Origin of the sequence: Gimesia aquarii (assembly GCF_007748175.1) — a bacterium.
Classification (GTDB): Bacteria; Planctomycetota; Planctomycetia; order Planctomycetales; family Planctomycetaceae; genus Gimesia; species Gimesia aquarii_A.
In genome coordinates this window covers 6173613-6198686 of sequence record NZ_CP037422.1, presented here as the reverse complement: position 1 = coordinate 6198686, position 25074 = coordinate 6173613, and the positions used below count along the sequence as shown (strand labels likewise).

Below are 25074 nucleotides of genomic sequence, written 5' to 3'. Positions count from 1 at the left end.
GGCACGCTGTCATTTGTTAAAAGGTGATCTTTAGGGAGAAGACGTGATGAAAATACTGTTCGCGATGAATATTTTGTGTAGGTGTGAGTGGTTTGAGTGAAATGCAAACATCTTGGTAAATTTGTTAAAATTGGGAGAAGAGGTGCTTTTTTTGTGGAAATATTTGGGATATTTCGATATTGATGGTTAGATAATTCAAGGTGGATTCTTTGCGCAGATTCTGACTCTGAGCATTTTGACATCTTAAAATCATAAAACATGGTGCTGAATGGAATGATGAGTGGGCGGAAATTTTTCCATAATACATAGAGTCATTCAATTCAGTCAGTAGCGAATAAAGATTATTACAGTTCTTACATTTGGTTGTCCTTTCTACAACTATTTGACCTACTAACTGAGGAGTTGACAGGATGCTGCTTACTAACTGGCTCGGTACTCTCACATCTCGAATTCAAAAACGTCGTGTTTTCCGATCGCGAGATCGACGCAACATACGACAACGTTGGCAGTCGGTTGTCAACAATCAAATCTCCACAACAGAAGTTCTGGAAGATCGGACGTTGTTGACGACCTTCTTTGTGGATGACGATTTCTCTGGTCTGTCAAACGGTGACAACATCGTCGGCACTGATACCGATCCCATCGCACCTGGAGATCAGAATGCCATTTTTGGAACGACAGCCTTTGATACGATTCAGGCAGCGGTGACCGCAGCAGTCGCAGGCGATACCATCAATATTGCCGCCGGTACTTATACCGAAGATGTGATCGTAGATACCTCCGTGATTCTTCAGGGAGCCAATGCCGGGATTGCTGCGGGGGTTGACCCTGGTGTCCGCGGCCCGGAAACTGAACTGACCGGCGGGTTTCGTCTCTTTGCGAACGATGTCGTGATTGACGGACTCAAGATCGTCGATGGGACCGGTCCGGCCGGCATTGGTGATATAACTGCTGTCTTCATGACCGCCGGCACTTCGGGGCATACGATCGAGAACAGTATTCTGGAAGGCCCGGGATCGGGAGTCAGTAGTCGTGGTGTGCTCTCTACATTTAATGGAAATAACGACAACATCACGATCCAGAACAACGAAATTTATAATTGGGTCAGCGGTATTTTTAACCAGGGCAACACGAATGTAGACATTTTCGGCAACAACATCCATGACGTGGTCGTAGGCATCGCCAATGACTTCGTTGCTGATGTCAGTATCGAAGGCAACGCCTTCAGCAACGCATCGGGAGGTGTCGGCGTCTTCAATAACACTTCCAATGGCGTATCCGATGTAGCCGTTCATAACAACTTTTTCGACTCCTCAACGCTCTCCGAACTCATCGGTCACCACGGTGGAGATGCTATTGACGCTTCCGGCAACTGGTGGGGCAGCACGGACGAAACAACAATCGCTAATTCCATGAAGAGCGGCGGTGTTGCGGGCGACGCTTCGATGGTTGACTTCACTTCATTTTTGAATGTCGGAACAGACACGGATAGCGGGACAGCCGGTTTCCAAGGTGACTTCTCCACACTCAATGTCACGACACTGGGTAGTCAAACAGGTCTTGCTGGGCGTATTCAGGAAGCGATTGATAATGTCACGTCCGGGGGAACCGTCAACATCCTTGCTGGAACTTACAATGAAAATACGAATGTCAATAAGTCCGTCACTTTGAATGGAGCCGGCACTGGCAGCACGATTATTGATAACGCCGGCAATCTATTTATTGTAAGTGCAGATGATGTGACATTCCAGAACATGACCTTGCAAAATGCCTCGCAGGGGATTCGTGCTCATTTACCAGCAGGCACAATCGATAACCTGCTGGTCGACGATGTGGAATTCATTGGTAACAGTTCGCGTGGGATTGAAATTCACAATGACACTCTGATGACAAACATGACTGTGTCTAACAGTCTTTTCCAGAATAATGGTTCAGGCATCCGGTTTGCCTCTTCTGCTGTAGGCGATGGAGTCTATATCACAGATTCTGTCTTTGATGGGGGTTCATTAGGCTTTTATCAGGCAAACGATGGCAGCACTGGTAATGTGCGCGATGTACAAATTACTGGATCTACCTTCAGAAACTTTACAAATACCGCTGTCTTCGCGGAGGAAATTCGTGATTCCGCCATCGACAACAATACTTTTGAAGACAACCGCCGTGATTTCACGCTTTTCAAAAATTACACCGGTGCCGGAACGGACGTTGAGAATCTGCAGATCACGAATAATGATATGACAGACTCTGAAAACTCATCCATTCTCATCTGGAGTTTCGGTAGCGGCTTGGCTGGTGCAATCGATATTAACGGTAACACGATTAACAGTGATGTCGGCGTTGTTACTGCTGACTGGGCGAAGATTGATATTCGTCTGGATTCCAACTTCACCCACGCTCCGATTAATATTAACGAGAACTCAGTCACACTCTCGGGTACGTTTGGTGCCGGTGCGACAGCCGTGCATGGAATCAAAGTTCGGGGTGCATCTGACAATATTAATATCGAACGTAACACGCTTGATGGCGGCAACGTCGGGAATATTGGTGGTACTCCTACGAGTTCAGGTGTCTTTGTACAAACCGATGATGCCACGATGGGGCAAATCGCGTCAAGCGCCGTGATCAATGTGGCAAACAACACGGTCACCGGCTTTGATAACGCCGTCAGTGTTTATGATTCTGTAGCAGCTGGCTTCGGTGGGCTCACTGCAGGAGCCCAACTCAACGTGAATGGCAACACACTAGCCGGTAATACGCTGGGAGTTGTCAGCGGTGCTGGAGAAACTGTCAATGCCTCCAACAACTGGTGGGGCAGTAGTGACGCAGCAACCATAGCTGCCCTGATGACAGGACCCGTTGACTTCACTTCATTTTTGGATGTAGGAACAGACACCGATGGGGGCACAGCCGGTTTTCAGGGAGATTTCTCTGTACTCAATGTTACCACGTTAGGTAGTCAGACCGGACCGACAGGTCGTATTCAAGAAGCAATTGATAGCGTATCCTCTGGTGGAACTGTCAACATTTTAGCCGGTGTCTATGCGGGAGATGTAGACGCTACTGGAAACGATGTCACTCTCGCGCCCGGTAACAGCCCCGGTCAGGTCACCATGAATGGAAACCTGATATTGGATGCCGACGATACCCTGGACATCGAAATCAATGGTATACTTGCAGGAACCGACTTCGATCAATTGGTCGTCAACGGAACCGTCGACTTAGGTGGTGCTACTTTGAATCTGATCGATGGTTTTGATCCCGCGGAAGGGAATCAGTTTGTAATCATCGACAATGATAGTACTGACCCTGTCACAGGTACATTCAACGGTCTGCCCGAAGGTCATGAATTTACAGACTTCCTCGGCGTCATTGGACAGAGCGCATTTCTGACTTATGCAGGTGGTGATGGTAACGATGTTGCGATTGTTGTCGAAAACTCAACACCTGTGGTAGATCTGCCCGTCGATGGAAATCCCGATAATTACACCATCGCTCTGGTAGGTGGAAATGTGGTCATCACTGACGATGCCACCGGAGACGTCATTTCGAATACGCCGTTAGCAGCACTCGGTGGACCGCTTGTCATTAACGGCGAAGACAACCAGGACGATACCCTGACATTCGACCTGTCCGGCATCGATGAAAATACTGGTTTGGAAATTGTGTTCAACGGGGGAGTCGGCGGTAACGACGAAATGACTCTCATCTCAACGGACACCCTGACATCACTGGATCATATTTTTCAGACTCCCAACGATGGTTTGATTTTTATCAATGGTCAGCTCTCTCCAATTATTACTTACACGGGTTTGGAGCCAGTAACAGATAATCTCGTCGTTGCGAACCGTATCTTTACATTCGTCGGGGCAACAGAAACGATTACACTGTCTGATGATGGCGATGTGGGCGATGGTCAATCCTTCATTGATTCTAACCTGTCCGAATCAGTTGTGTTTGTACATCCTACTAACTCGTTGACGATTAGAACCGAAGCCCTGGGGGGTAGTGGGGCAGACACCATCAACATCGATGGTATTGACTCAACATTTGATCAAGACTTGATTGTCCTGGCGGGCACCGATGATACGATCAATTTGGATACACTTAACATCAACTCCGGTATGCTGGATCTGACTGCCGATCAGGTCAACGTTAATGGTGCCTTTACCACAACGGGCACTGTAGACATTGAATCTACGGCTCAAGACATTACATTTGGCGCCGCTGGTTCGATCGACGCTGGTGCCAGTGATATCGATTTAACGGCGTTCTTCAATGTGGAATCGGTGAATGTGACAACAACCAGTGAAGTACGCGTGACTGCCACCGGTGGGGGTATTAATGACCTGACTGGAAATGCCCTGATCACTGCTGATCGCGTGGCCCTGCGTGTTGGTGGTCCAGGGGGGATTACCGGTCTCGAGACTGATGTCAATACCTTGGCGGCCAGTTCAGCCGGTGGAGGATTTATCATCGACAATCCAGGTGATCTGGAAATTGGCACCGTCGATGGCTTAAGCGGAATCACTGCGAACGCAAGTACCGTTTTCCTTACCACAACCGGATCGCTCACAGTGAATGATGCTGTTTCTGCTGGAACCAATGTTTTGAGAACTCTTGATTCTGCTAGTGCGGGACAAGATATTAACGTCAACGCTGACATCACCAGTACGAGTGGCGACATTTTACTGGAGACCGGTGATAATCTTAATCTGGCAACCGGTGTCACATTGGATGCCGCATCTGCATTGAATATCAATATTGATTTCTTGGATTTCGATGCTGTCGGGGGCATTGCTAACCTGAACGGGGATCTGATTGCAGGAACACAGATTACTGTGACTGGAAACACCGATGACGATCAGGTGATCATCGATGGCAATGGCGGGGCCACCAATGATGGTGGGACCGTAGACGGAATTCAGTCGCTCTTCACATTCGTAGGGGGTGGGGGTACAGACGAGTTGGTCGTGGACGACTCCGGTGATGTCACCGGCGATACCATTGACATCATCAGCACGCTTCCCGGAAGTGGCGCAGTCGCTGGTGCTGGCGCGATTGCCTTGAGCTTTGAATCGTTGGAAAACCTGACACTGTTTGCCGGGACGGATGCCGATGACATTACTGTCTCTCCAAATGTTCTGACAGCCATCGATATCTTTGGTGGTGATCCTTCAGCACCGACTTTTCCCGCTGATACATTGACTTACTTGACTCCTCCGTTACAAACTTCCACATTCACTCCCGATGGTCCAGATGGTGGTACCATCGGTATCAATGGAGGCGGGTTTGGAGATGTGGTATTTGATGAAATCGAAGGCCTGACCTTTGGGGGCAGTGTGGCCGTCAATGGTACCGCCGGCGACGATGTGCTCGTAATTACGGCGACCAGTGTTGATTCTGGTACCTATCAAATTAACGGCGGTCCGGTCATCAATTTCAACGCGGCTACTGATTTCACTTTCAACGGTTTGGCCGGAGATGACCGTCTAGTAATTAACAACCCGGGAGGGGGCCTGTTTGATCCTTCTGGCGGTATCTTCTTCAATGGTGGCTCCGGTGGAGAAACGAACGGCGATGAACTGGAGATTCTCGGTGGATCCGCAACCACAGTCGAACACCGCTTTTTGAATAATAACGACGGCAGCGTATTCTATAATGGTGAAGGCGTAGCGACGATTACTTACACCGGTCTGGAACCGGTACTCGATACCATTGTCGCCACCAATCGTACTTTCAGTTTCCTCGGTGGAGCAGAGACGATTACCCTGTCTGATGATGCCGGTGCAGGTGATGGTATCTCACTGATTGATTCCGATCTGGGTGAATCGGTTGCGTTTGTGCATCCCACTGGGACGTTGACGATCAACACCGAAGTCGCTGGTGGCAGTGGTGTGGATGCGGTCAATATCGAAGGGCTGGACAGTACCTTCGATGCAGACCTGAACGTGAACGGAGGCACCGATGACACGGCGACCTTCCAGACCAACGCGACAGACCTCGGTTCAGGCGACCTGACTGTAGACATCGGCAACGTGGTACTCGATCAAGATGTGACCACGACTGGTAACGCAGACCTCAATGCCTCCGGTGGTTCAATTACCGATGGCGGATCCAGTGCTGCCGACGCCTTAACCGCAACCACAGCGATCTTAACGGCCACCGTTGACGTAGGGGGCGCAGTGGATGCGGTGGATATTGATGTTGCGAATCTCGAAGCTGATGCGGGAGGTGCCATTAATCTCAACGGCGTCAGTGGAGCGACCTTAACCATCGGAGGGATCAGTGGTCTGGTAGGGCTCCAGTCAGCATCAACACTTACTCTAATCACGGATGCCGATTTACAGATCGATGAGAATATTACTACGACAGATAGCCTGATTCATCTTGAATCTACCACAGGTGGGATCACCATGTTGGATGGGGTCGTTGTGAACTCAGGCACTGATGATACCAATCTGATAGCCGATGGTGATATTGATCTCTCGATCATTGTGGGTGATGAGGTGCGGCTCACCAGTAACAATGGTGCCATTCTCGATAACACCGGTCTGGAACAGGTTCTGATTTTTGCAGACCGTGTGGCTCTGCGAGCAGCAACGGGGATTGGCACAGGCGACGAAATCGAAGTGGACGTGAATACTCTGGCCGCTGATTCGACTGCAGGCGTCATTAATATTGCAGAATCCGATGGGATTTCGATTGGAACTGTTGATGGCCTCTCTGGGATTTTGGGTGCGGACGCGATTACTCTGTTTGTGGGGGGAATTGCCACAGTCGACGAAAACATCGAGTCCACTGGTGCCGCTTCACCAATCAGCTTCACTTCCGGATTTGATATCACTGTCAATGCGACCATTCAATCCAACGGCGGAACCATTGATCTGCTGGCGGATCGTGATTTGATTTTGGGAGCGACTTCGGTCATTGATACCTTCTCCGCAGCCGCAGTGACGCTGGTCGCTGACAATGATGGTTTTGGTGGTGGTTCCTTCACGCAGGCAGAAGGCGGAGTCGTCAATGCCTGGGGCGGTGTTATGGATGTGATTTCCACTGGCGATGCCCGGATTGCCGATCTGCGCAGTGGCGGTGGTACCGTTCTCGTGGAGTCCCTCAGCGGAGCAATCATCGACAATACCGCTGGCGAAGCCGCGTTGATTACCGGTAACGAAGCTGCATTAGAGGCATTCGCTGACATTGGTGCGGGGGGCCCGGCCAATATCGATACGGCAGTCAGCACACTGGCCGCCACAACACCTAACGGCAATATTGAAATCAGCAATACGGGTGCTTTGGAAATTGATACCGTCGATGGTCTGGTAGGCGTCAGTGCTGGTCTGGGAATGGTGAACGTGTCCACTGCCAGCCCACTGACCGTGGCCGCGAATGTAACAGGAGCCGGCGATGTGACGCTGACTGCGACTGATGCAGCCGGACCCGGGGATGACCTCACCATCAATGGTGGTGTCACCGTGACATCCACTGGGGCGAATGTGATCCTCAACTCAGGCGATGACTTCCTGCTCTCGCTGGGGGGATTCGTTCTGGCTTTATTCGGCACGATTGAGATTAACATTGATCCGATTACTGACGGTACGGGTGCGACAGTCGACCTGCTGGGCAACGTGAGCGCCACACAGACGACGATCAACGGGGGTGACGACGCGGATACCTTCAACATTCTGCCGACCGCGGGTTCCCCGATTACGGTGAACGGTGGCGATCCCACATTGCCCGGACCCGGTGATGTGCTCAACATGGACTTCAGTGGTCTGGCTGCTGCACCATTCCTCACACTGGGTGGGGCACCCGGCTCGGGTTCCTTTGGATTTATTGCTCCGGACCTCGAACAGACTGTGGATTTCACCAGCATCGAAAATGTCAACAGCGGTGGGACTCCCTTCCACCTGGTATTGGACATGTTTGCCGCCGGTTTCCAGAATGCGGCCGATGATACGATTGACGTGCAACTGGATGCCGCAGGCACCAACCTGTTGATCGACGTCAACGCCAGCAATATCTTCTCTGGAGCGGCCGCCGACATTCTGTCCTTTACCGTCATTGGTTCGACCGACAACGAAACACTCAACATCAACGAATCACCGGGTGGTCTGCCTCTGTTCGATGTGGCCGCACCTGCGATTCCTGGCTCAAACGGTTCGCATCTGAACAATGCTGCCGATACGTTGCTGGAAGATCAGTTCAATCCGACCACCTACGATGCCGACGACATCACGATTCACTACGATGGGGGTGATGGTACTGATGCCATTAACGTCAACTTCACGACCGTGCACAATGCGGCTTACTTCTCAGACAATATTGACAGTCTGGGCAGTGGTAACATCGTCGCAGCAACACCGGCAGGGCTCGACATTGATCTGGGTCTCTCCTTTGGTGCTGTGGAAGGTGTGGGTATCAATGGCGCCGGTGGTGGCTTGCGGGTCGATGCTTCATCCACAGAATTTACCACGGAAGTACTGATCGACGATGACGGTGCCGTGGGAGACGGTGTTTCCCAGATCACGGCCAACGGCGGTTTCACGAATCTGGTCTTCAGCGGCTTCCAGGGACTGCAGGTCGTCTCCGGTACGGGTGAAGAACTGATCGACCTGATCGCATTGGACTCTGCAACAACTGTCACCCAGATTGAACTGGATGCCGATGATGTGTTTGCCGCCCCGGATACGGCCAACGACACGATCCGCGTCCGTTCCACACCCGCAGGCGTGACCGACATTAACATCCTGGCTGGTCTGGGTGATGACGAGATTCAACTGTTCGACGCCAGCAACACGGTCAACAACATCTTTGCCAATATTACCGTGGATGGTGAAGGCGGCAACGATACACTGACGATCGTTGATTCCGGTGATGCCACGGGGGATATCTTTGAAGTCACTTCGACCACTGTCAATGGTCTCTCTAGTGTCGCAGGGCCTGATGTCACGTTTGCGAACATCGATGACTTGATCGTGACCGGGACCGGTGGCAATGATGTGATCGACGTCAATCTGAGCACACAGGAAGACCTGAATAACGTCGTCCTCAACGGCTTTAACGGCGATGATGATTTCTTTTTATTCAACACCACGCCTGCCGGCGTTGACACCCGCCTGAACGGGGATGCCGGGGAAGATTTCTTTATCTTCCTGGGCAGCAATGTACTCAACGGGTTCATCGACGGGGGCGGCGATGCAGACACCCTCAACTACAATGCTTACAGCAACGCCGTGCATATCGCCCTGTCCGGTCTGGGTACGATTGATGGCTTCCAGGGCCGCGAAAACAACGGCAGCATCCTGGGTACCGGTGTTGCCAGCCTCGGCTTTGACAATATCGACGATCTGATCGGCAGCCTGGGCAATGATATTCTGGAAGGTCCCGACCTGAACAACTACTGGGGGATTACCGGTACTGACGCAGGTTTCCTGATCGCCGACCGACCTGATTTGATGATTGGCCGTCCGACGACTGCCGGTGATACAATTGCCACACCACCCGAACAGCGAATCGACTTCATCCTGTTCGAAAACCTGATCGGTGGCAACCAGCAGGATCGCTTCGATGTAAGTGATGGCGCTGGTCTGACCGGTACGCTCGACGGGGCCCTCGGTAACGACAGCCTGGACTACCGCGACTTTACAACCGGCGTCACCGTCGACCTGTTTGCCGGTACTGCCACCAACATTGGTGGTGGCCTGGTGGCCGGCACCGGTGGTGGCGATGACGACAACAGCATCGAAAACGTGTTCGGTGGTGATGGCAACGACAATATCACTGGCGACAACGACAACAACATCCTCGGTGATGGCTTCGGCAACGACAACCTGGACGGCGGCGGTAACGGCGTCGGCAGTGAAAACGGGGGCAACGATGTCTTCCTGATGGAACCGGGGGCTGGCGGTAGCCAGGATGTGATTACCGACATCCACGGTAACGACACGATCGACTTCCGCTTCGCCAGCCAGGGCATTATCTTTGATGTCGACATCATCAACACCCCACAGGATGTCTTCGGTGGCAACACCATCGAACTCAGACAGATTCAACCTCAGCAGCCCGACACGAACCCCAGCTTCATGGAAAACATCGTGGGCAGTGAGTTCAACGATATCATCTTCATTGATCCGCTCTCCCAGGACGGCAACTTCCCGATCGACGGACCTCCGGTGCTGCGTTCGGCTGACGGCCGCGGGGGCATTGATGTACTCGACTTCGACGCCAAAGGCCAGGAAGTGATCGACACCGGTTTCTCCCTGACCGCCGACGGGGTGGGCACCGTGCAATACCTGAACTTTGAAAACGTACGGCCCTTCGAAGACACCCCCGCCTTCATCGTCGATGACGGTGACCTCGGCTTCTCACTCGGCGGCGACTGGCCCTTCCATCCGGGTGGTACGGCCGCCATTACGAATGGCATCGGTTTTGAAAACGACGTGCATTCGGTACGTGAGGAATCGCCGATTGGTAACGGACCCGCCCAGGCCTTCTGGGAATTCTATGGTTTGACACCGGGTGACTACCGAATTTCGGTCACCTGGCCCGTTTCTACTAATCCCACGGTCATCGGACAGGCGGCCACGGATGCCCCGTATACAATCTTCGATGGCGCCCGCACCGACATCGGCACCGCCGCCGTCGATCTGGGAACCATCGATCTCAACCAGCAACTCGAGCCGGATGACTTTACCGCCGATGGCACGGTCTGGGAAAACCTGGGTGTGTTTACAATCAACAGCCGGACGTTGACCGTGATGCTGACCAATCTGGCCAATGGCCGCATCACCGCCGATGCGATCCGCATCGAACGCGTCTCTGCCGGACCCGAAATCGAACTACGCGATATCACCGATGCACCGGTCCCGCCGACGATCATCATGGACGGTCATCAGGGGGGCATCAACTTCGGTGCTACCGAACTGTTGACCGACGCAGTTCGCACCTTTGAAATCACGAACCAGGGTAGTGCACCGCTGGATATCAGCAACATTGTCGTGCCAGCCGGCTTCACGACCAACCTGGTCAATCAGTCGATTGCTCCCGGCAATACGATTCAGTTCACACTGACCATGGATTCCAATACCTTCGGCGACCGTTCGGGGATCTTCTCCTTTACCACCAATGATGTGGATGAAGAGACCTTCAACATCCTGTTACAGGGTTCGGTTTCGAATGTGATCATCATTGATGACGGGGATACCGATTTCTCCGCCACAGCCGGCTTTGTGAGCTTCCCGGATGCGGTCAATAACGGGGCCGGTGGGTTTGAAGGCGATGTTTCCGGTGCGGTTCCCAATCAACCGGGTAGTACACCGCAACCGGGGGCGGAAACCGCAACCTGGACCTTTACCGGTCTGGCCGATGGAAACTACCGGGTCTCCACCACCTGGTCGACCACACCGACGGCGACCAACCGTGTGGATGATGCACCTTTCACTCTGAACGGAGGGGGTCCTATCGATGTGGATCAGACCGTTGCCCCGTCGAGCTTTGTCGACGCCAACGGGGTGCAATGGTTCGATCTGGATGTCTCCTTCTCCGTGATCGGCGGGACACTGACTGTGGAACTGACCAACGATGCCAACAGTTTCCCCCGCGACCACTTCACGCTCTCCAACGGTGTGATTGCCGATGCGGTCCGCATTGAATATCTGCCGGAACCTGATATTCAGGTGACCGTGGACGGCGACGTCGTGGAAGACGACACCGGCGTGGTCGACTTCGGCAGTACGCTGCCGGGCATTCCGATCATCAAGACCTTTACCGTGACGAATTTGTCAGCCGATTCCGTGGATGTCACCGGCCTGATCGAGTTTCCGCCCGGTTTCAGCATTGATCCAACCTCTCCCTTCGGGACCGACACCACACCGGTGACGATCAATGGCGGGTCTTCGGTGACCTTTACCATCCAGTTTGACGGGGGCACCACAGGTTCGACCTTCGGTCAGATCTCCTTCACAACCGGTGATGAAGACGAAAATCCTTATAACTTCACCGTGATGGGGGAAGCGGGTCCTTCCACCGTGGGTGTCAACGATGCGGACTTCTCCACCGTGGGAACCTGGAATGAGCTGGAAACAGGTAGTCAGCTCGATCCGGAGTTTCTGTATGCGGGCGACTTCTTCCAGGGGGGCACAGGCGCCAATGCGGCGACCTGGACCTTCGATGTGGAACCGGGCCGTTATCAGGTGGTCGCGAACTGGTACGTGAATCCCAACATTACCACCAATGGAGTGGGGGCTGCTTCAAATGCTCCCTATACGATCTTTGATAACGGTGCGACTGTGACCACGGTTGCTGTGGACCAGCGGACGAGCAGCGATGACTTCCTGGATGACGGAATCCTCTGGGAGTTCATCGGCGATCCGGTGCAGATCACCAGTAACACCCTGAGTGTGCAACTGAGCGATAATGCGGACGGCATCGTGTATGCGGATCAAATCCGGATTTACCGTGTTGTGGATCCGGTGATCGTTGTGGAAGTCGGCAGTGGCCTGGACACACAAGAAGTCGCAGACGGGGGCGCCGTTGATTTTGAAGAGACCATCGTGGGGGCTCCAGTCATCCGCACGTTTACGATTACGAACTTTGGTGAACGCAACATGGCTCTGGGCCCCATCAGTATCCCAGCAGGCTTCAGCATGGTGGCCCCTCCGGGTAATAACAACCTGCCTCCGGGCGCTTCCACGACCTTCAGTCTGCAGATGAACGCCGCCACGGCGGGTAGCTTTGGGGGCATGGTCTCCTTTGGCGTGGATTCCACCGATGCGAATCCATTCAACTTTACCGTTTCCGGATCGGCTTCGGCTTCGATGATTGTGGACAACGGCGACCTGGATTACACCAACACGGGTGATCCCTGGGAGACCAGAACCGCAGGCGTGGCCTACATTGACTACTTCCAGGACGACCAGGATTTACTGATTGGCGGCGATTTGCCGGGTGTCAATACAGCGACCTGGCAGTTCACCAATCTGGGCGCGGGCACCTATCAGGTTGCCAGCCACTGGTTCCAGCACAGTAACCTGGCTTCGAATGCTCAGATTACGATCTCGGGCATTGTTGGTGGTCCGATTACGGTCAGCCTGGATCAGCGGTTTGCTCCGAATGACTTTAGTGCCGATGGCACGAACTGGGAAGAACTGGGCAACTTCCAGGTTGCCGCCGGTGGGACCCTGACGGTCACGATGAGCGATGATGGTGCCACGGGTCACTTGGCGGCCGACGCCATGCGACTGGAATTGCTTCCCATCGGTTCCATTGATCCGGAAATTGAAGTCCGGGCCGGTGCCACCAATCTGACCAGTGGTGCCAGCAGTGTGGATCTGGGCACCTCCAACTTCGGTGGTTCGTTGTTCCAGACATTTACGATTACGAATACGGGAACCGATACGTTGAATTTAGGAGCCATCACACCGCCTGCCGGTTTTGTGGTTTCGACGCCTTTGGGAACAACGGCTCTGGCCGCCGGTCAGTCGACGACGTTTGAACTGGAGTTCAATGGAGCGACTTCGACAGCGGGTGTCTTGACCATCGCCAACGATGATGCGGATGAGAATCCCTTCAGCTTTACTGTCTCAGCGACGGCGGTCAATTCACTGATCATTGACGATGGTGATGCCGGCTTCACGAGTGGGGGCGACTACTTCGCATCGGGGGCTGTGGCATACCGTGGCTTCGATTCTCAGAAAATGAATATCGGGCAGACCGGTACGGCAAGTTGGAACTTCACCGGTCTGGTGGCCGGCACATATCAGGTCGCAGCGACCTGGGACGGTCATCCACTGCGTGACACGGGTGTGGACTATAACGTGACCAGTTCGGGAATCGGTGGCGGAGCGATTGCCATCAATCAGCGACTGGATCCGAATGACTTTAACGCTGAGGGTTCGAACTGGGAGATCCTGGGAACCGTGACCATCGGAGCCGGTGGTTCGATTACGGTGACTCTGAACGATACGGCCGTGGATGGTTCGATTCTGGCTGATGCAATCCGCATTGAACGTACGGGACCGCTTCAGGCCACTAGTAGCGTGGCCAACTCGGGAGCCCCTGTGCTGACGCAGGCCGATTTGAATTCGGTCCGTGATGCGGCGTTGAGCTACTGGACGGCTGCGGGGATTTCCGCCGCTGAGCTGGAGCGACTGCAGTCGATCAGCTTTGTACTGGCCGATCTGCCGGATACGATGCTGGGTGGTGCCACGAGTACGACGATCATGATCGACATTAATGCCGCCGGTCATGGCTGGTTTGTGGATGACACGCCCTTTGATCACAGTGAGTTCACAGAGGACGCCGATGGCGGCCTGACTGCGAACGAAGAGAGTGATGCCTTTGGTCGCATGGACCTGTTGACCGTGGTATTACACGAATTCGGTCACACCCTGGGTTATGCCGACCTGGATGCGGACGAAGCGGGACACGATCTGATGAGTGAATCCCTGGGTGAGTCGCTCAGATGCCTGCCCGTGATCGAAGAAGCGGCAGAAACGTCCGACGTGGATGACTTCTTCAGTTCGATTGTCGATGGCGACAATCCGCTGTTGAACTAGTCGTCTGACTGCGAAAAACTTCAGCCCCCTCGAACTTTGGTTTGAGGGGGCTTTTTTTGTGGATTGGAAATAGCTACAGATATGGAAAGAATGCAAGTAAAGTGGCAGATATGATAGCTCTGATAATATGATTTCAGCTGATACTTTCTTTCAGTTTCTGTTTTCGTTCTACACTCAAATCATTCCAGTGTTGATCATGAAGTGCTCCCTCAAATGAGTACAAATAATAACAGACAGGCAGAGTTTCATTAGGGTACTTTGCTTTGAGCTTTTTGTGTGCTTGTATTGCGCCTACTTTTCGTAGCTCCGCCTCAGAAGAAATTCCGATTTTATTAAGACGTTCAGCAATTTTCTTTCCTATATTTTTTAGATCAGTGAGCGGTCGATTTTGTGGCATGGTCATGCTGAGATCCCTTTGCTTGTTCTGTTACCTTAGCAAAATAAGATAGATTTGATTTGGAGTTCATACAAAATAATGGTCTGCCCTGCACTCGTCATGGCGATAATGATAGAAAATGACAAAGATAACAAGGAATAAAATGAAAGTTTAAGCCTTGTGTTCAATATCTCATGATAGGAGAAATCGATTTAAAGTCGCAGGTCAGGCATCGTGTATTGTGGTTGCAAGTTGTATATTTCGATTACTTTGCCAGACAAGTATCAGTAACCAAATAGACCAGATAAGATAAGTCCCGCTCAGAGCCAAGGCAGTAATTACGATCTTTGCTTTAAGGTGAGGAGCCAATAAGACAACCGTTGTTATAAGCATGGCGGCTACGGCGAACGCGATCCAGAATTTTCGACGGTCTTTTTTGATTGCCGGAGAGTCTCTTGTTAATATCCGTGGACCAAAGCAGAATGTGGTCCACATTGCGAACATGCCAAGTTGTAACGAATTACTTCCTGGTCCGTTTCCCAGCAGAATCCACTCGATCGCCAATCCGAAAAAGCCAGCGGCACTATAATGCAGAAGGTCGCCTTTCCACTGTGAAGATATAAAGCGACCAAGCAGTTTACTACCTGCATAGGACATCGTGAGAATCACGCGATAGGCGAAAAGCACTGTAATAAACATTGAGGGATTAATACCTGCGATTAGTTTCAGTTCGACTTCAGTGAATAGCCCTAAAATAAGCCCCGTTAGAAGGAATTGTAAATAATTCTTCATTCGCCTCTCCTCAATCGATCAAGTGAACGAGGCAACAGCCTCTTTCGCTATTCGTATTGAAGAGGTGAATTCTTGTTGAAGAGGTGAATTCTTGAAGAGAAAACGACTTTGATTGAAGAATATTGGTAATACTTTCCTGTAACTGCTGCCAAGTGAGGTCTCTCTACGAACGTAATTATCACTGGCCGTTCTGTCTACAAAGTAAAGTGGTAGACATCGAACTGATCATCTTGTTTCCAACCAGCTGACTCGTACAGGGCTTGTGCTGACTTGTTGGTTATTTCAGTAGACAATGTGAGACGAACTGCATTTAAGGATTTGGCATAATCAACGGCGGCTGATAGAAGCCGGGTACCAACTCTTTTTCGACGTCCCTCAGCTGTGACGAAGAGATCGTTGAGAATAAATATTCTGGACAGCGAAACTGAAGAAAAACTTGGGTAGAGCTGAGTGAAACCAACCGGTGTATCAGCATCAAAGGCAATGAATAATACGGATTCTCCATGATTGAAACGTGCAGAGAGAAATTCACTTACCGCACCAAGATCACTGGAGCGTCCATAAAACTGGCGGTAACTGTCAAATAAAGGTACAAGTACATCAATATCGGTGAGAACGGCTTGTCTGACAGTAATCTTGTTCATGGCACACATAGGAGTCAGTTAACAGATTATTTTGTAACATCTTTGAATGCAAAATAGTCTCTGTTTTCGTAATTGTCCATGTACTGACAGAATGTATTAACCAGTTTTGTTGATCCAATGTGAGCAATCAGTTTATGAATTGACATAAAAGAACAGGTTCATTTACACCCTTTTTGACTTTTAATCACTACTTACCAATGCAATACAATTCAGTTCCAGTCCGAATAAGAATGGTTTGGTCAACAGCTGCAGTTCCATAAACAGTGGGGCCTAATTGGGGATAGCCCCCTGATTGAGGTTTTTCTGAATTTGTTTTCTCTTTGGCAGGAGACGATTTTTCATCGGGATTAGAGAAAATCGCGTTTGATGCAAGAATGTCAAATTCGGGACCTTTCTGGATCACATCAGTTAGTCCTTTTTTCGTGAAAAAATAGATGTAATCCCCTGCTCCGAGAGGTGAACTCCAGCAGGGACCAGCGAGTCGTTGTGCATAGTGTTGTTTACCTGTTTCCAGATCGAGACAATATACGACACCCACTTTATTGACGAAATAAGCACAGCCTTCATACGCCAAAGGAGTGCAATAATAAGAGACCGCTTTTTTAGCTTTCCAGAGAACTTTGTACCCTGGCTTTCCATCGATCGTGACAAGTTTCAAACAGCAGTTCGAAGCACTCGCTTTTTCTGCATTCGGATTCCTGCGACTCATTGCAGCGCCAATTAAAATATAATTGCCAAAGACTGATGCAGAAGGAATAGTGTTTCCACTGAGACCAGTATGAGTCCACAGTAATTTCCCTGTTTCTCCGTGATATCCTTTTACGGTTCCGCGGGAACTGACGATTACTTCCGGGGTTCCTGCTCGATTTGCAATTACTGGTGAAGTCCAGGCGACTCCCGATTCTCGATCTATTTTCCAAACCGTTTCGCCCGTCTTCTTGTCCAGCGCCAGTAAATAAGAAGGTCCATCGTGTGCAGTCAGTACGATGACATGGTTCTTTGTCTGTGCGAGAGAATTGCCAATGCCATGATTACTGATAAATTTGCCGTAGTCTTTCACCAAAGAACGACGCCAAAGTTTCGAACCCGAATGTGAGTAAGCCACAACATCTCCACTTTCAAAGAAGGTATAAACTCCCTTTTCATCTATGACGGGGGTCGGGGCAGCACGAGAGACCATTGAAGACGATTTTTTAGTTTGGCTGGCGTTGAACTCTTTCGACCAAATATGGCTTCCGTTAGAAAGATCGAAAGCATGCACCAGGCATGTTTCCTGCTGGGGCCCTTCGATCGAAGTCACATAAACTTGGTTTTTCCAAATGACAGGTGAAGATTGTCCGTAACCGGGTATTGTCTGTTTCCAGCGTATGCCTTTTTGGGGTGACCATTTTAATGGTAGCTTGCTTGCTTTCGAGATATTGGATCCGTTACCACGGAAACCAGACCAGTTTTCAGCACCCTCTAATTGTGAACTAAGCAGACCAAAAAAAAGAGTCAGTACCAGCTTCAGATTAGTGTTAAACACGATTCAATTCCTTCATTCGAGTTGAATGCGAATGGCCTATAAATAAGATATGCAATTCTAAGTCAGATTGTGTACGAGACAATGATTTCAAAAACGATGATAAACGATTCATTATTTTTTCAAGAAGCTCGAAAAACGGTCGACCTTTAGTTTGGACGACGAGTGTTCTTGGACGGGCTGAAGAGAATTGAGTTTTTTAAGACATATTTCATGTCGAGAGTCATCTCCTGCCAAGGAAAATATGCGAATTAACTTTTGCAGACAATCAGCACAATGAATTTCGTTAAGCTCCGATTTCTGAATTGCTTTGACGACGAGATAAGCTTCTTCACTTTGTCCTATTTGTTCCAATAAGTTACCCAGAGCAATCCGATAGTGTCGCTGCTCCGGATCTATAGTGACGACCTTACGGAGCACGTTAGCGACATGTTCTCTGGGATAGCCCATTTTCCCCATAAAATAAGCAACCCCAAACCACGACTCTGCACATTCCGGATCGAGCTCAACAGCTTTTCTGCATGCTTCCAATGCCAGATGAGTCAGATCAGGATATTGTCCCAGATATGAAGAGATTGCCGGTAATAAAGTTTCTGGAATATCTTTTCTTTGTAATAAGATTGAAAAAACCGACCTTGCCAGCGAATGTTTTCCTGTTTCTCGATAATTTTTGGCCAGCACATACTGGCCCGAAGCGGAAATCGGAATTAATGTTGTGGCGGTTTCAAGCGAGTTGATTGATGATTTATGCCAGTGTATTGCGTCCTCAATCAAACCCTTCAATTCCCAGGCTTTGCCATTTTCGGGATTGACTTTTAGCAGTTGAGTCAGCTCTTCCCGTGATTGATAGTGCAAACTTTGTTTAAACAGAGAGATTGCTTTTTGCAATGATTTTTGTGCGTCCATGTCCTATTCACTCAGAGAAAAGAGTTTCATTGTTGATCCTAAAACGAGGAGAGACAAGAGCTCCTGGAAATGGGGCGTCTCCTGAGTAGAACTCTTGTCTCTTCAAGCGGAAATTCACATTTAATTCAATTTGACTTGCTCAATCGATTTGAGATGTCCTTTACGAGAAGCACCACCGATGGCGATTAAACCGCCATTGCCATCTGGGAGCAAACGGTGGAAAAACCGGGGTGTGGTAAGAGAACTTACTTTTTTCCACTTCTGATTTTTCTGATCGAGCTGATAGACTCCACCATCCATAACACTGACATAGAGGTTTCCATCGATACTCCAGGCAGTCGTTCCGAATCCATTCATCGTACTCCCCGGAATTTCCGGTCCTTTGGACCATTTACCGGTTTCAGGACAGTAAATGTCGACTTCATGACTGATATCTCCACCAGAGTCGATTCCCCCCATGACGTAAATCTTTCCCTGATGTGCGGCTGCAGACAGGGCGCGTCTCTGGAATGGTTGTTTGATGGCTTTCCACTGTGGATTCTCTGCTGAAGCATCAAGCACTACCATGTCTTCCTGCCAGATCGAATCGATGCCGTTCTGCATTGTCCAGCCACCAACGACGTACAAATGATCTCCTAAAAATACAGAATCATGAGAAGATCGGCCTGTAGGCATTGATGGAATTGATTCCCAGGTTTTCTTTTCTGGTGAATAGCGTTCGACAGTAGGAATCGAGTTCATCTTGGACTCTTCTTTTTTCTTGTTGGTGACAGAGAGGCCTCCCACGCGATAAACACTGTCGCCATGTGGCGCCATTGCTAAACCTTGCAGAGGGGTTTTCAAAGGCAGTGATTCCCATCCTTTGGGGTGTTTGAGGTTCAGACGTTGGAATTTCTGTGAAAGATTTTCTGCGCTATGTTGATGGGCGCGTCCGATGTGGCCACTATAGACATAAAGATAGTCACCACTGACGGCTGCTCCGAAACTTGAAATGGCATCGGGAAGCTGAGGGTACTTACTCTTCACAGCGGGAGTCGATTTTGTGGCAACCGTTTTGTTGCTCTTTGACAGCGAGACATATGGTAGTGTCAGTGTGGAGTAGTGTCTGACACTATCGTACTTGTCACCGTTATGCTCACCTTTTTTCTGTTCCGTATGTTTTGCTCTGATCGAGTAGATACCGTTTGAGAGTTTGGTCTGAAATTGCCCCTCAGCATTAGTGGTTGCTGTAACAGATTCACTACTTGTTTTGGGACCAATGATTTTGAGTTCGGCATCTGCCAGTGGTTTGCCGTTCCAGTTGACTTGAAGTGTGACTTCTTCTCCTTTTAAGACCGGTACAATTTCCAATGGTAATTCCTTTGAGCAGGAAATTTTATTCCAGACTCCCTGGCTTTTTTGTGGAAAAGCTTTGGCGTAGTACTTCAAGAGAAATTGACTATCGCCACGAGAAATGACCCCATAGGTATGGTCCAGACCATAGGCTGCTTTCCCCGCTCCTTTGGGATTAGGAGTAACGAAGAGTGAATCATCACCTTCGGTTAGGGAATAAGGTTGTAGTTTCCCATTGGGACTCTTTTCCCAGACTTTGATTTTGGTGAGCCGTTTTAGTAAGTCGGGATCATCAGGCTCGGCGGCCTCACCGAAATAGAGCTGTACTTTGGCAGCGTTATTTTTGCCTTCCGCTTGTGGCAAGAGCCAGAGGAAGTGTGCCTGGGCCTGATTGGATACGAATAATGCCAAAAGACAGGCGACTGTAGTCATCCATTGAAATGGTCTCATAATCATACTCTTGTTTTAAGGTTTACGGTTGAACTGAGTTTACTTTGTTTGTGAAATTGACGTGGGAGTGAGTAAACGATGGTTTGACAGCTTGATCGAACCGACGTTTCTATCAAAGTTTTCACTGCATTCCACAGTCAACATCGTTTCCGGCAAATCAAAATGACCTACTCTTTTAAAAGAAAAGGTATTACTGCGATTGGACGTAATCGCTCCCGTTTTGGGGTTACGATAGGTCACTGAAGTGTCGCGAGGCAGAACAGAGCCCTCTTTAGTGCGCCAGACGTCGAGTGTCGAAATTGTGAACCATGATTTTTGGGAACGCCGATGGACTTCGGTCATGACATCGTCCTTTAAGCGAAAGGAAACGTGCTTACCATCGATATTCACTAAGCGGCCGAGTGGATGATCTAATTGAGCATCCGCAAAAGTGGCGGGGATCGGTTTTTGCAGGCGGTACTTGCGATGGCCGATGACGGATTTCAGTTTCGGCAGGCTCCATTCCAGTAGTTGATCATCCTCCAGAGTGAGTTTGACTTGGAAATCTTGATCGGCTGTCAGTTTTCCCTGTGTCTTTTTACCGTTATAAAGCACAGTCACATCGGCACTGAATCCTGGGAAATCACGCCAGACGGCGCGAGCTTCTCTGGCTTTTTGATAGAGTTTTGTCGCCTCTGCTTTATTCGGATTTGAAACCAGTTGCGATTCAACTTCAGCGGGAGTCCATTGTAGTGTCACTGACAAGGTCAGTAAGACGATGAGCCCGGCTAAGCCCCACTGTTTCAGTTCTCTATGCAAAAATGAATTTAATCTCATGAAAAATCTCCGCGCGGTGAATGAACAAGTTATGTTGCATCTATTTGGATTCGATCTTAAATTCGAATGTGTTTTTCCCGTCTTTTGTGATCATGGCCGTCAGTTTTGAGTTTTTGTTATAAGTCGCAGGAATTTCTATGCTTGTCGGGTCTCTAAATGGCTTGCCTTGTTTTTTTGCTTTTTCCTGAATTTCAATAAATTCCTCCATCTCGGGAATGGTTGGATAGATTTCCACTCGAGCTTTACCGACTACGGGTCCACCTTTTTGGGGAATTTGAAAAATGCCTTCACTCACGATCCCGGCAGATTTGATTTTTCCTTCAGGTGTTTCCGAAATAAAGAGAATTCGAGCACTCGTTAAGGGGTCTTCATCGTAATAGACAAGTCCTGAAACACTGACACGTTCGCCGCGAGGATCTTCTTTTGTTCCGCTGCAACCGAGACAATTCAATAGAAGCAAACCGATTACAAAATTATGTCTGGTGATATAGTTTACGAATATTTGTTTCATTGATAGCTTGAAAATAAGGGACATTTTAAAAATCCTCACATGGCTTTCGAAGAAATACTTTTTATCTTTCAGCAAGAATATAAGTACTTCCGCAGACCATTCTAGATAATAGAGTTTACTAGTATTGTGGAAAGATCATTAAAATTCGCCGATGACTTCACCTCCAGATTTAGTAGCAAGCGCATCCAGGGCTCCGGCATCAATATTTTCACTCACAAAGCGAACTGCGCCATCTCCTAACAGGAAGTGAGCACCACCGATATGGTCACTCCTCCAGGTGGAACGATTCGCACTAAGATTGACATTAAAGTCACCACCTGTGTGTCCTAAGGCAACTCCAGGATAACTTCCCCCCCATCGATGACTTCCCCAACGTGGTGTGCCTTGAACTGCAGGGTCACCGGGGCATGACGAGGAATGGCCTGACCATAAGTAGTCTTCAAGTCGGTAATTAAATTCACCGCACATGATCGTATTTGATAATCCATCAGTGACATCTCGAAAAAGCGTGGGCTTTACAGACGCATGATTTTGTCCAGGGAACATTCCATCTGGGTTACCAGATCGTCCATCATGAATTCCAGTCGAAGCACCATAACTGGTTGGTCCCCCTCGCTCTGCACAAGATAAGTTAGGCACTGCCCGAGGAAGCACCATTGTTGGGCAGAGGTAAATTGTAATTGTCCGGTTCAGTGCATCTAAGTTTGCTGGATCCGTATAGAAGAGATCGAAATCATACAGGTTTTGTAAATTGGTCTGATCCAGGTAGGGTAGGATTGCTGTAAAAGGGCTAAATAATTGATTATTTCCACCCATGGGAAGCGAGGTATGCACATCATGATAATTGTGCATTGCCAAGCCAATTTGTTTCATGTTGTTTTTACAGGAAGAACGGCGAGCCGCTTCACGGGCCTGTTGTACGGCAGGAAGCAGTAATGCGATGAGAATTGCGATAATGGCGATGACCACCAGCAGTTCAATGAGGGTGAATGCGCGTCTAGTATGCTTGAGAGGTGACATGGTTTCTCCTGATTTGTAATAGTTTCCAGAATGATCAAAATGAATTGGAAATGGTCCAATTCACAGTCCAATTAGATCTGGCTGGCTGGCTACAAATGGAGAAAAGCCACTTTTTGCTGGCTGGCTGATTGAAATTGAAACTCAATCTCAATAAATGGATCGTATAAATAGATCGTCTTCTCTGCAAGATTTCTCGTTCAAATTTTGAGAAAAAAAGCGAAATCCATCATTTCGAGCGAAAGCACATTTATTTTAAGGGTTTTCACTCATTATAGCAGGATGGAATCTTTCTGATCTTATAAAGTGGATCGGCAATTCAAGCGAGTTATTTGGCGATACATTCCAGGAACTGTTGGCCAAAGTCATCACATTTCTTCTGCCCTACTCCCCAGATTTCCAGGAATTCCGCGATCGTTTTGGGTTTGTCGCGCGCCAGTTCTCGCAATGTGGTATCGCCAAAGACCATATAGGGCTGCACGCCTTTTTCACCGGCGATTTGTTTGCGAAGTTGACGCAATTCTTCAAAGAGACCTTTATCGACGCCTTCCCAGTTCGCATCTGCTAGTTGACTTTTAGCACGTTTTGTTTTCTCTGACTTGCTTGCCTGTGCGGGACGCATCAATTGCAGAGTTGCTTCCCCACGCAACAACTGCCAGCCCGAGTTAGTAATTCGCAACTGTTGATATTCGGCCGTTTTGGTGACAAAATTTTGAGAAACCAACTGACTTAACCAGTTACGAATGGTTGAGAGGCTTTCATTTTTCAGTAGACCATAAGTGCTTAGCTGATCGTGATTGTTGGCGAGTACTTTTTTGTCTTTCGACCCTTTCAGGACAGCGGCTGTGTAGGCTGCACCATAATTTTGATCTTGTCGAAAAATAGATGAGAGGATTTTCTGACCGATTTCTACTGAATCATCTACTTTTTGGAAATCACCGCGACAGAGATCACAGCCAGTTTCACAATCTTGCTCGAGATCCTGTCCGAAGTGCTGCATCAGATACCGGTGACGACAGTCAAAGGCATGGCAGTAATTTTGCATGGCTTGCAGTGATTGGAACGCGGTGGCCTTCGATTCGTCCGGCTGGTCTTCCAGAATCAATTTCCAAATCACAGTATCCTGTTCGGAATAGAATAAGACACATTCTGCCTCCAGACCGTCCCTCCCTGCCCGGCCACTTTCCTGTTGATAATTTTCCAATGACTTTGGTAAACCAGCATGAATCACATAGCGTACATTGGGTTTATCAATGCCCATGCCAAATGCGATTGTCGCAACAATAATGTCCACACGATCCTGAATAAAATCTTCCTGATTGGCGGCGCGTTCTTCATCTGGCAGTCCCGCATGGTAGGGTCTTGACTCATAGCCGGCATTATTTAAGGACTCACTAAGCGATTCCACATCGGCGCGAGAAATACAATAGATGACTCCCGGCTCATTCGGGTGTCTGTCGAGTACTTCGCAAACCTGTGCTAATCGGTCTGCTCGTCGCGCGACAGAATAAGTTAAATTCGGACGGTCAAATGAACCGACGAGTAGTTCGGGAGAATTTAATCCCAGTTGCACTGCGATATCGGATCGTACTTGTTCGGTTGCCGTGGCGGTATAGGCATGAATGCCGCATTTTGGAAAGATATTTTTCAGTTCCTGCAGCTCACGATAGTGGGGGCGAAAGTCGTGCCCCCACATACTCACACAATGGGCTTCATCGATCACGATAAATGCCAATTTGATTTCGGCCAGCATGCTGAGCATGCCTTCCAGCATGAGCCGCTCGGGAGCAACATAGAGGAGTTTAATGTTGCCTGCACGCACTTCTCTTAAAACATGTCGGGATTCTTCTTGCTCCAGCGAACTATTAAGATATGCGGCGGAAATACCGCAGACGCGGAGCGCGTCGACCTGGTCTTTCATAAGTGAGATTAACGGGCTGACAACGACTGCCATTCCATCCACACACAGTGCAGGTGCCTGATAACAAAGTGATTTTCCTCCACCAGTGGGAAGTACGACCAGAGAATCGCGGCCTTCCAGGACCGCCGTCATCGCTTCTTGCTGGAGAGGACGAAATTCTGTGTAACCCCAAAACTCGTGTATGATATCCAGTAATGCGTCTTCCATCCCTGTTTTAGCCATCACTAATCCT

11 protein-coding genes are annotated in these 25074 nt (G+C 49.5%); 1 reads left to right on the top strand and 10 read right to left on the bottom strand.

The features are described 5' to 3' along the window. Positions 1-410: 410 nt before the first annotated feature. On the top strand, positions 411-14555 hold the full coding sequence (locus tag V202x_RS27640) for a choice-of-anchor D domain-containing protein (RefSeq protein WP_197993060.1): 14145 nt from the start codon (positions 411-413) through the stop codon (positions 14553-14555). Positions 14556-14688: 133 nt separating this feature from the next. On the opposite strand, the gene V202x_RS23475 is transcribed toward V202x_RS27640, so the two are convergent. From V202x_RS23475 to recQ, 10 genes are all read right to left on the bottom strand, one after another. Further along, positions 14689-14958: a TfoX/Sxy family protein gene (locus V202x_RS23475; protein WP_145179247.1), complete on the bottom strand. Its 270-nt coding sequence runs from the start codon at positions 14956-14958 to the stop codon at positions 14689-14691. A gap of 198 nt (positions 14959-15156) precedes the next feature. Further along, positions 15157-15723, bottom strand: coding sequence for a hypothetical protein (locus V202x_RS23470; protein ID WP_145179246.1), 567 nt, complete (start codon positions 15721-15723; stop codon positions 15157-15159). Positions 15724-15917: 194 nt separating this feature from the next. After that, complete coding sequence (locus tag V202x_RS23465; protein WP_145179245.1) at positions 15918-16367, bottom strand: GNAT family N-acetyltransferase; 450 nt, start codon at positions 16365-16367, stop codon at positions 15918-15920. Between the two features lie 187 nt (positions 16368-16554). Beyond that, the gene (locus tag V202x_RS23460) at positions 16555-17892 is read right to left on the bottom strand and encodes a PQQ-binding-like beta-propeller repeat protein (RefSeq protein WP_145179244.1); all 1338 of its coding nucleotides are present in this window, start codon (positions 17890-17892) and stop codon (positions 16555-16557) included. 111 nt (positions 17893-18003) lie between these two features. Next, a complete protein-coding gene (locus V202x_RS23455) occupies positions 18004-18795 on the bottom strand; it encodes a hypothetical protein (protein ID WP_145179243.1) in 792 nt (263 codons plus the stop codon). Between the two features lie 120 nt (positions 18796-18915). Next, a complete protein-coding gene (locus tag V202x_RS23450; RefSeq protein ID WP_197993059.1) occupies positions 18916-20577 on the bottom strand; it encodes a kelch repeat-containing protein in 1662 nt (553 codons plus the stop codon). Between the two features lie 39 nt (positions 20578-20616). Then, on the bottom strand, positions 20617-21393 hold the full coding sequence (locus tag V202x_RS23445) for a DUF3386 family protein (RefSeq protein WP_145179241.1): 777 nt from the start codon (positions 21391-21393) through the stop codon (positions 20617-20619). Between the two features lie 40 nt (positions 21394-21433). Further along, positions 21434-21928 (bottom strand): hypothetical protein, encoded by a 495-nt coding sequence (locus V202x_RS23440; protein WP_145179240.1) that lies wholly within the window; start codon positions 21926-21928, stop codon positions 21434-21436. A gap of 114 nt (positions 21929-22042) precedes the next feature. Continuing rightward, positions 22043-22924 (bottom strand): DUF1559 domain-containing protein, encoded by an 882-nt coding sequence (locus tag V202x_RS23435; RefSeq protein ID WP_145179239.1) that lies wholly within the window; start codon positions 22922-22924, stop codon positions 22043-22045. 325 nt (positions 22925-23249) lie between these two features. Beyond that, on the bottom strand, positions 23250-25064 hold the full coding sequence (gene recQ, locus V202x_RS23430; protein ID WP_145179238.1) for a DNA helicase RecQ: 1815 nt from the start codon (positions 25062-25064) through the stop codon (positions 23250-23252). Positions 25065-25074: the final 10 nt, after the last annotated feature.

Excerpts from the sequence above, each read along its gene's own strand:
- V202x_RS27640 (WP_197993060.1), top strand. The coding sequence starts at position 411 with ATGCTGCTTACTAACTGGCTCGGTACTCTCACATCTCGAATTCAAAAA.
- V202x_RS23475 (WP_145179247.1), bottom strand. The coding sequence starts at position 14,958 with ATGACCATGCCACAAAATCGACCGCTCACTGATCTAAAAAATATAGGA.
- V202x_RS23470 (WP_145179246.1), bottom strand. The coding sequence starts at position 15,723 with ATGAAGAATTATTTACAATTCCTTCTAACGGGGCTTATTTTAGGGCTA.
- V202x_RS23465 (WP_145179245.1), bottom strand. The coding sequence starts at position 16,367 with ATGAACAAGATTACTGTCAGACAAGCCGTTCTCACCGATATTGATGTA.
- V202x_RS23455 (WP_145179243.1), bottom strand. The coding sequence starts at position 18,795 with ATGGACGCACAAAAATCATTGCAAAAAGCAATCTCTCTGTTTAAACAA.
- V202x_RS23450 (WP_197993059.1), bottom strand. The coding sequence starts at position 20,577 with ATGAGACCATTTCAATGGATGACTACAGTCGCCTGTCTTTTGGCATTA.
- V202x_RS23445 (WP_145179241.1), bottom strand. The coding sequence starts at position 21,393 with ATGAGATTAAATTCATTTTTGCATAGAGAACTGAAACAGTGGGGCTTA.
- V202x_RS23440 (WP_145179240.1), bottom strand. The coding sequence starts at position 21,928 with ATGTCCCTTATTTTCAAGCTATCAATGAAACAAATATTCGTAAACTAT.
- V202x_RS23435 (WP_145179239.1), bottom strand. The coding sequence starts at position 22,924 with ATGTCACCTCTCAAGCATACTAGACGCGCATTCACCCTCATTGAACTG.
- recQ (WP_145179238.1), bottom strand. The coding sequence starts at position 25,064 with ATGGCTAAAACAGGGATGGAAGACGCATTACTGGATATCATACACGAG.